7 protein-coding genes and 1 pseudogene are annotated in these 7,927 nt (G+C 68.4%); 2 read left to right on the top strand and 6 right to left on the bottom strand.

What is annotated here, in order from left to right:
- Positions 1–129 (bottom strand): annotated as a pseudogene (locus A9X04_RS22280) (TetR/AcrR family transcriptional regulator); the annotation flags it as partial.
- A gap of 114 nt (positions 130–243) precedes the next feature.
- Between A9X04_RS22280 and A9X04_RS22275 the strand changes: the two are divergent.
- The gene (locus tag A9X04_RS22275) at positions 244–1,722 is read left to right on the top strand and encodes a cytochrome P450 (RefSeq protein WP_067925150.1); all 1,479 of its coding nucleotides are present in this window, start codon (positions 244–246) and stop codon (positions 1,720–1,722) included.
- A gap of 10 nt (positions 1,723–1,732) precedes the next feature.
- Here the strand turns inward: A9X04_RS22275 and A9X04_RS22270 are convergent, their stop codons facing one another.
- The 4 genes from A9X04_RS22270 to A9X04_RS22255 all read right to left on the bottom strand — a co-directional run bounded on the left by A9X04_RS22270 (position 1,733) and on the right by A9X04_RS22255 (position 6,639).
- Positions 1,733–2,245, bottom strand: coding sequence for a homocitrate synthase (locus tag A9X04_RS22270; protein WP_067925147.1), 513 nt, complete (start codon positions 2,243–2,245; stop codon positions 1,733–1,735).
- A 636-nt stretch (positions 2,246–2,881) separates the two neighbouring features.
- Complete coding sequence (locus A9X04_RS22265; protein WP_067925144.1) at positions 2,882–3,874, bottom strand: sensor histidine kinase; 993 nt, start codon at positions 3,872–3,874, stop codon at positions 2,882–2,884.
- 107 nt (positions 3,875–3,981) lie between these two features.
- Entirely contained in the window at positions 3,982–5,412 is a 1,431-nt protein-coding gene (locus A9X04_RS22260) for a FadR/GntR family transcriptional regulator (protein ID WP_067925141.1), read from the bottom strand.
- A gap of 33 nt (positions 5,413–5,445) precedes the next feature.
- Positions 5,446–6,639, bottom strand: a complete 1,194-nt coding sequence (locus A9X04_RS22255; RefSeq protein ID WP_067925136.1) for a thiolase family protein — start codon at positions 6,637–6,639, stop codon at positions 5,446–5,448.
- Between the two features lie 53 nt (positions 6,640–6,692).
- Between A9X04_RS22255 and A9X04_RS22250 the strand changes: the two genes are divergently transcribed.
- Complete coding sequence (locus A9X04_RS22250) at positions 6,693–7,028, top strand: Zn-ribbon domain-containing OB-fold protein (protein WP_067925133.1); 336 nt, start codon at positions 6,693–6,695, stop codon at positions 7,026–7,028.
- A 93-nt stretch (positions 7,029–7,121) separates the two neighbouring features.
- Here the strand turns inward: A9X04_RS22250 and A9X04_RS22245 are convergent.
- The coding region (locus A9X04_RS22245) for an acyl-CoA dehydrogenase family protein (protein ID WP_197509298.1) at positions 7,122–7,927 on the bottom strand (806 nt) is incomplete at its 5' end.

The raw sequence follows: 7,927 nt of genomic DNA, 5'->3' as shown, positions 1-7,927 counted from the left end.
CGTGCTGACCGACAGCTCCGCGAATGGCTTCTCCTGCAGCAGTTCCCGCACCGCCTGCAGGATCGCCTGGCGCTGCTTGTCGCCGCGTCGTTGCCCGCCCGGCTCGCCGGTGGCGGGGTGGCTGCTCATTCCCTGACCTTGCACCACGCCGGTCAAAAAGCAAACTTGACAGCCGTCAAGTTTTTTCCGAAGGTTATAAGACAGTGACGGCTGTCACCTCGGAGGGCACGCAAAGGAGCGTTCATGACCGCCACGATCAGCACCCCGCAGTACCTGCTGGACCAGGCTCGGCGCCGGTTCACCCCGACGCTCAACACCATCCCGGGGATGGGTGCGGTCGAAAAACGCCTGCTCGCCCACGACTGGGAAACCAAGGTCCTGGCCGAACCGCCCGCCGGTAGCGGCCTCAAGCCCGTGTTGGGCGACGCCGGCCTGCCGATCCTTGGGCACATCATCGAGATGTTCCGTGGCGGGCCGGATTACGCGATGCACCTGTATCGCACCCGGGGCCCCCTGCACTTCCTCGACTCACCGATCATGCCGGCGGTCACCGCGCTCGGGCCCGACGCCACCCAGGCCGTGTTCTCGAACAAGAACAAGGACTTCTCGCAGAAGGGCTGGCACCCGGTGATCGGGCCGTTCTTCAACCGCGGCCTGATGATGTTGGACTTTGACGAGCACATGTACCACCGGCGCATCATGCAGGAAGCCTTCACCCGCAGCCGGCTGACCGGCTACGTCGAGCACATCGACCGCGTGGCGAGCGACATCGTCGCCAACTGGCCGACCAACGACGCACGTTTTCTGTTCCACCCGGCGATGAAGGAACTCACCCTGGACGTCGCCTCCCTGGTGTTCATGGGCCACGAGCCGGGCACCGACCACGACCTGGTCACGAAGGTCAATCAGGCGTTCACGATCACGACGCGGGCGGGCGGCGCGATCATCCGGCAGCCGGTTCCGCCGTTCAAGTGGTGGCGCGGGCTCAAGGCCCGCACGCTGCTCGAGGAGTACTTCGCCGAGCGGGTCAAGGAGCGGCGCCAGGCCACCGGCAACGACATGCTCACGGTTCTGTGCCACACCGAGGACGAGGACGGCAACAGCTTCACCGACTCCGACATCGTCAACCACATGATCTTCTTGATGATGGCCGCCCACGACACGTCGACGTCGACGACGACGACGATGGTCTACAACATGGCCGCCAACCCGGAGTGGCAGGAGCGGGCGCGCGAGGAGTCCGCCCGGCTCGGGGACGGGCCGCTGGACATCGAGGCGCTGGAGAAGCTGGAAACGCTCGAACTGATCATGAACGAGTCGCTGCGCATGGTGACGCCGCTGCCGTTCAACATGCGGCAGGCCGTCCGCGACACCGAGCTGCTCGGCCACTACATCCCGGCCGGCACCAACATCACGATCTGGCCCGGCATGAACCACCGCCTGCCCGAATTGTGGACGGACCCAGACAAATTCGACCCCGAACGCTTCGCCGAGCCACGCTCCGAGCACAAGAAGCATCGGTACGCCTTCGCGCCGTTCGGCGGCGGCGCGCACAAGTGCATCGGCATGGTGTTCGGTCAGCTCGAAGTCAAGACCGTCGTGCATCGGCTGCTGCGCCGCTACCGGCTGGAGCTGGCCCGGCCCGGCTATCAGCCGCACTGGGACTACGGCGGCATGCCGATACCGATGGACGGCATGCCGATCGTGCTGCGCTCGCTCTAGCCGACACGCGTCAGGCGATCAGCCGGTTGGCGCACGCGATCACCGCGCGCAGCGCCGACTGGGTCGGATCCTCCGCCCAGCCCATCGCCCATTCGACGCGGGCGCCGTTGCCGCCGCGGACGAACGTGGCGGTGTGCTCCGCGGAACGCAGCTGATGGAACCGGAGAATCTCCACCGGAACGCCGCGCTCGTGCAGCATCGCGCTCAGCGCCGCGATTGGACCGCCGGCCGCCGCGGTCGACACGCTGATGCGCTCCCCCACGGCGATCATGGCCTCGAAGGTGCGGACCTGCGGGCCCAGCCGTCCGTGGCCGTCGGTGCACGCCCAGTTGCGCAGGCGGACGGGGCCGGCCGTCTGGCCGTACGTCGCGACGAACCGCTCCCAGGACATCGCGGCCGCCAGCTCACGCAGACCGCTCGGTAGCGGGGCGTCGAATCGCCGGGCGAACCACTCGGTCGCGAGGCACGGGCTGGCCGGGTCGGTGTCGAAATCGAGATCGGGGAAAGCTTCGGGAAGAGTCATGGTGCCGGTCTTCTTCGGTCGAAGGAGTGACCGACGGCAGCAGCTTCCGACCCACAGCGGGGGGTCGGTCTGGGTCAGACCCCGCTGCGGGTGCTAGCTACTACGGCCTTCGTGAAGGCACGTTCGAGAAGACGCACGAGCGACGACATTAGCCGCTTACCCGCCTGACGTGCAAGTTTCGACCGAGCGGCATATCGCGCCCACCCGTTTCGAAATTAATCGAAAATTTTGGTTTACTCATGGCGAACAGCGGGTATGAAGCGGAAGCACCGCTCTTCAACGGCTGTGCAATTAACCCCCTCGAAGGATTGATGAAAGAAGGCTCATCATGAAGGCGAACCGCACCATGAAAACCCTGAAAGCTGCCGCAGCGGCCGCAGGCCTTATCACGGTGTTAGTAGTACCGACAGGATGTGCTTCATCGGCCGCCGGAAGCGGCGGGCTCGTTGGCGGCGGGGCAGCCGGCGGCGGCTGCATAGTCAGCGCGCTTGGCATCTGCGTCTAGCTGAAGCGACGAGCAACCCCCGGGACCGCTGCGTGGGGGACGGGTTTCCCGGGGGTTGCTTGGCGTTCAGCCCGTCGGGCCGGACGACGGCTCGAACCGCAGGTACGCCTGGATCGGGGGTTGCTTGGCGTTCAGCCCGTCGGGCCGGACGACGGCTCGAACCGCAGGTACGCCTGGATCGTCGTACCGCTGGCCGTGGTGTGCGTGCGGACCAGGTCCGAGATGGCGTTGACCAGATACAACCCGCGACTGGCGGGGCCGCACGGCCCAGGGTCCAGGCGGCCCACCAGCGGATCCTCGAAGCATCCGGTGTCGCGCGCCTCGCACACCAGGTACTCGTCGTCGCGCCAGAAAGCCAGTTGGCAGGCGCCGTCGGTGTACATCAGGCTGTTGCTGGCCAGCTCGGTGGCCACCAACTGCAGGTCCTCGATCGCGTCCCGGGACAACCCGACCCAGCCGGCGTAGTCGACCGCGAAGGAGCGCGCCGGGCTGAGGTCCGCCGACTTCCTGACCACGTAGGTGACAGCCCCCGGATTAGCGGGTAGTGGGCGGTTGCAGCGCTGCAAGGCGGCATCGGGCGCGTAGTCGGCGCTGCGTTGGAGTTCGCCACCCCCCCACAGCAGGGGGTGGGTGGCGCGGGCGTCCACCAGCACGTCGTCGGGGAGCCGGCTGCCGTCGTAGAGGCACAATCCGGTCACCTGGTAGCCGTCCATGGCCCCGTTGACCAGCGCCTCGTGCTCCACGCAGGCAACCAGTTCCTCGTCGCTGCGGCCCGGCCAGGCGAGTTGGCTGACGATTCGCACGCGCCGGTCGGGGTGGTCGTCGACGAAGGAACCCTCCATCGCCATGAGGCGGGTCGGGTTGCGGGCGACCTCGGTGATGTCCACCATGCGCAGAGCGTCCGGCGCCGTGCCGCCCGCGCTCAGCGCGTCGTGTAGCGACGCCAACATGTCGGCCGGGACCGCGATGAGCACGGCCTCGTCGAGGTCCAACCCTTCCCGCACGAAGCGGGTCACGAAATCCAAATACTCCTGCTGGGATTGGTAGATGAGCGCGGAGTGGACGAAGCCTAGCTTCCCGATCCCTGTGCCCGCCGTCACTCCAGCATGCTCACTCTCGATCACTAACGCCAACCCCCTGCTGGACCGGCCGTATGCCTTCTCCCTCCCAGTACCCGCGGCGGGGCTCCGCTATACCGCGCTGCAGATCACATCTGCGAACTCAGTACTTGCTAGAGCCACCACGAGGCGGCGGCGTCCAGATGACGGCGCACGCGATAGCGGGCCAGGCTGTCGTCGCCCGCCTCGATGGCGTCCGCGATCCGCAGGTGAGCGTGGTGGACGGCCAGGACGTCCGCCCAGGTCGGCGGGGCCTGCCCGGTGCTCGACCAGTGTCGGCGGAACAACTCGACGATGATGCGCAGGAACAGGTCGAGCAGCGTGTTGCCGGCCAGCTGCGCCAGTCCGACGTGGAACCGGAATTCCTCGACGGCGGCGTCGCCCACATCACCGGACGTTTCGCCGACCTCGGACCGATGGGCGGCCAGGAAGGCGGCCACCTCGGGTTCGCCGCGCCGCTTGACGACCTTGGCGACGTTGTCGATCTCGATCGCATCCCGGACGCAACGCAAGTCTTCGCGGCTCGGATCGCGGTACTGCAGGTACAAGGCGATGGTGTCGATGCTGGCCTGCGCCTGGGGTTTGGCGACGACGAGCCCACCGCCCGGCCCCCGGCGCATGTGCGCAACCGAGTGGTACTCGAGCAGCCTCACCGCTTCGCGGAGCACGGCGCGGCTCACCCGGTAGCGCTCCAGCAGCTCAGCCTCGGCGCCGAAGACCGAACCGACCTGCCAGCCGCCCGCCGCGATGTCGTCACCGATCGTGGCGGCCAGCATCTCGGCGAGCTTGCCGCGGGGCGCCTCGGCGGTGAGCCGGCGTGGCTTACGCCGTCGGCCCGTGCTGCCCGGGTGATGGCGCTGCAGCCAGGCGGTCACGGCCTCGATGTGTCGTTCGCTCAGTGTCTTGGCCTGCGCCGAGTCGCCGGAAGTAACGGCTGCGACGATCTCGGCGTGGTCGACGTGCATCCGGTCGAGCGCCTCGACGGCCTCGCCGGCCGTGTCCGTCCGCGACTGTAGGGCGTATCGGGTGGTGAGCCGCATCAGGACGTCGATAAACAGTTGCAGGACAGGGTTTTTCGATTGCTCCGCCAGGGCGATGTGGAACTCGTCCCGCGGCGCCGGCAGCCCGGGTCTCCACTCTCGTTCGCCCGCCAACACCGCCCGCAGCCGCGCGATACCCGCTTCGTCGATGCATTCGGCGGCCAGCGAAGCCGCCAACGGTTCGAGCACCAGGCGCGCGTTGAGCAGGTCGCCCAGGGTCGTGCCGAGGTGTTCGAGGTAGATGACGACGGCGCGGGTTGCGGGGCCGGCGTCGGGTTCGCAGATGATCAGCCCGCCGCCCGGCCCGCGGCGCATCCGGGCGACCTGATGGTGTTCGACGAGGCGGACTGCTTCGCGCAGCACCGAGCGACTCACCCCGAAGCGTTCCTGCAGGGCGTGTTCGGATCCCAGGGATTCGCCGGTGGCCCAGCCGCGGCGGACGATCTCCGCCTCGAGGTCCCGCGCGATCTTGGCGGCCAGTTTGCTCTCGTGGCCGGTACTCATGTCAGGCCCGACGATGCTCTCGCGCAAGGGCTTTCAGCATGTGAGCAGCATGCAGCCGGCGACGGGCCCGCCCCCCACGGACACCACGCCGACGTCCGGGCGCTGCGACACCTGCCGCTGCCCCGCCTCGCCGCGCAGCTGCAGGCATCCCTCGTGCAGCGCCCAGTAGCCGTGCATGCGCCCGGCGGACAGTTGGCCGCCGTAGGTGTTCAGGGGAAGCGCTCCGTCGCGGGCGATCCGCGCGCCGCCCTCGACGTAAGGCCCGGCCTCGCCGTCGCCGCAGATGCCCAGCGCCTCCAGCCATGCGAGGGTGAGGTAGGTGAACCCGTCGTAGAGCTCGGCGACCTTGAGATCGGACGGCTTGAGGTCGGTGCGCGACCACATTTGGGCCGCCGCGTCCGACATCGCCATCTTCGGATAGTCGGCCCGATGGAACCAGCCCCCGGCGCCGTCGGCGCCGCCGATCGCCTCCACCGCCACCGGGCGGTGCGGGCAGTCACGCGCGTACTCCGCATGCGAGACCACCACGGCGATCGAGCCGTCGATCGGAACATCGCAGTCCAGCAGCCCGAACGGGGTGGAGACCGGCCGCGCGCTCAAGTAGTCGGCCATGGTCATCGGATCGCGGTATACGGCGCGCGGATTCAACGCGGCGTTGCGCCTGCCGTTGAGGGCCACCCAGCCCAGCTGTTGTTTGGTAGTCCCGTAGAGCTCCATGTGGCGTCGGCAGTTGAGCGCCAACCAATTGGCCGCCGAGTAGGCGTTGGCCGCGACCAGGTCGTTGACGTCGTCCATCGCGCCGACGGCGGGACGTTCGGCGCCCTCCGGCGTCTCGAACATCCGCGCGAGTGGCGGCGCGGGCGCGTTCTCCTGCGGCTTCACCGGGACCGTGCCGCCGAGCATCTGGATGGTCCGGTACACCAGCACGTGGCGGGCGCGGCGCTCGGCGACCGCGCGGCACGCCGACATCACCGGGCTGAGCAGGCCGCCGGTGCCGAACCCGGACCCGCAGTCGGCCGCCTCGATCCGCAGTTGGGCGTTCACGTCTTCGGCGGGGGTGTCGCCCAGCGTCGCGATGCCGTCGATGTCGGAAGGGGCCAATCCGGCGTCGTCGATGGCGGACCGCACCGCTTCCATGGTCAGGTCCAGGCCCGCGATGCCGGTGCGACGGCCTATCCGCGAGATGCCGATACCGGACAGGATCGCGTCCTTCTCGAAATGCGTCATGCACACCGCCCGTCAGACCATGCGTCGAACCAATTGAGTGTACTGTATTCGTCGTGCCGGACGCGCCGCTGCTCATCGAATATTGCGACGATTGCGCGCGCTGGGTGCATCCGGCGACCGGGAAGTGCCGCGCCTGCGGCCGCCCGCTGGTCGCGCGGCCGGTATCCGGACGCGGGACGGTGTTCACCTACACCGTCAACCACCACCCGTACAACCCGGAGATTCCCGTCCCGTACGTGATCGCCATCGTCGAACTCGCCGAGCAGGAAGGCCTGCGGGTGGCCGCGAATGTCGTTGGCTGCGAACCCGAGTCGGTCACCTGCGGCATGCCCGTCGAGATCCTGCCGGAGAAGGGCAGCGGCGGAGCCCCGTTGTTCGCCCCCGTCTGATCCCGCTTCCCTTTCGCGCGAGCGCCGCAAATTACCGGGTTTTGCGGCGTGTCGCTGTACAGACACGGTCGCTCGCGCAGGGGCACCGAACGGCTAGTTGATCAGCGGGTCGCGCGGCATGCCGAGGATCCGCTCGGCGATCTGGTTGCGGGTGACCTCCGAGGTGCCGCCGGCGATCGCCATGCCGCGGGCTCCCATCGCCAGCCGGCCCACGATCGCGCCGGGCCCGTCCATCAGCGCGACCTCCGGGCCGGCCAGCGCCGCCCAGATGGCGGCGCCGTCCACCATGTGTTCGGCCAGCTTCAGCTTGGTGATGTTGCCTTCCGGACCCGGCCCCGCGCCCTCGACGCTGCGGGCGGCGCGGCGCAGGTTCAGCAGCCGCAACGCGTGATCGTCGGCGAGGAAGGATCCGATTCGAACGGGCGCCCCCGCCAAGCGATCTGACTGCTGCTGAGCGAGTTGCACCAGGGTGGGCGCCAGCCCCTCGTAGAAGGACCCGCTGCCGCCGATGCTGACCCGCTCGTTGCCCAGCGTGGCGCGGGCCACCGTCCATCCCGAGTTGGGCGCCCCCACGACGTCCTCGTCGGGAACGAACACGTCGTTGAAGAACACCTCGTTGAATTCCGAGCCGCCGGTGATCTGCCGCAACGGCCGCACCTCGACGCCGGGGCCCTTCATGTCGATGATGACGGTCGTGATGCCGGCGTGCTTGGGGGCTTCGGGGTCGGTGCGCACGGTGGCCAGGCCGCGCGCGCAGTACTGGGCTCCGCTGGTCCAGACCTTCTGCCCGTTGATCTGCCAGCCGCCGTCCACCCGGGTGGCGCGGGTCTTGATCGACGCCGCGTCGGAGCCGGCCTCGGGTTCGGAGAACAGCTGGCACCAGATCTCTTCTTGGCGCA

Source organism: Mycobacterium sp. E3247, from assembly GCF_001667785.1.
Lineage (GTDB): Bacteria > Actinomycetota > Actinomycetes > Mycobacteriales > Mycobacteriaceae > Mycobacterium.
The sequence above is the reverse complement of the archived record's forward strand: the minus strand, read 5'-3'. Positions and strand labels throughout refer to the sequence as shown.

Coding starts and splice junctions, on each gene's coding strand:
- A9X04_RS22275 (WP_067925150.1), top strand. CDS start 244: ATGACCGCCACGATCAGCACCCCGCAGTACCTGCTGGACCAGGCTCGG.
- A9X04_RS22270 (WP_067925147.1), bottom strand. CDS start 2,245: ATGACTCTTCCCGAAGCTTTCCCCGATCTCGATTTCGACACCGACCCG.
- A9X04_RS22260 (WP_067925141.1), bottom strand. CDS start 5,412: ATGAGTACCGGCCACGAGAGCAAACTGGCCGCCAAGATCGCGCGGGAC.
- A9X04_RS22255 (WP_067925136.1), bottom strand. CDS start 6,639: ATGACGCATTTCGAGAAGGACGCGATCCTGTCCGGTATCGGCATCTCG.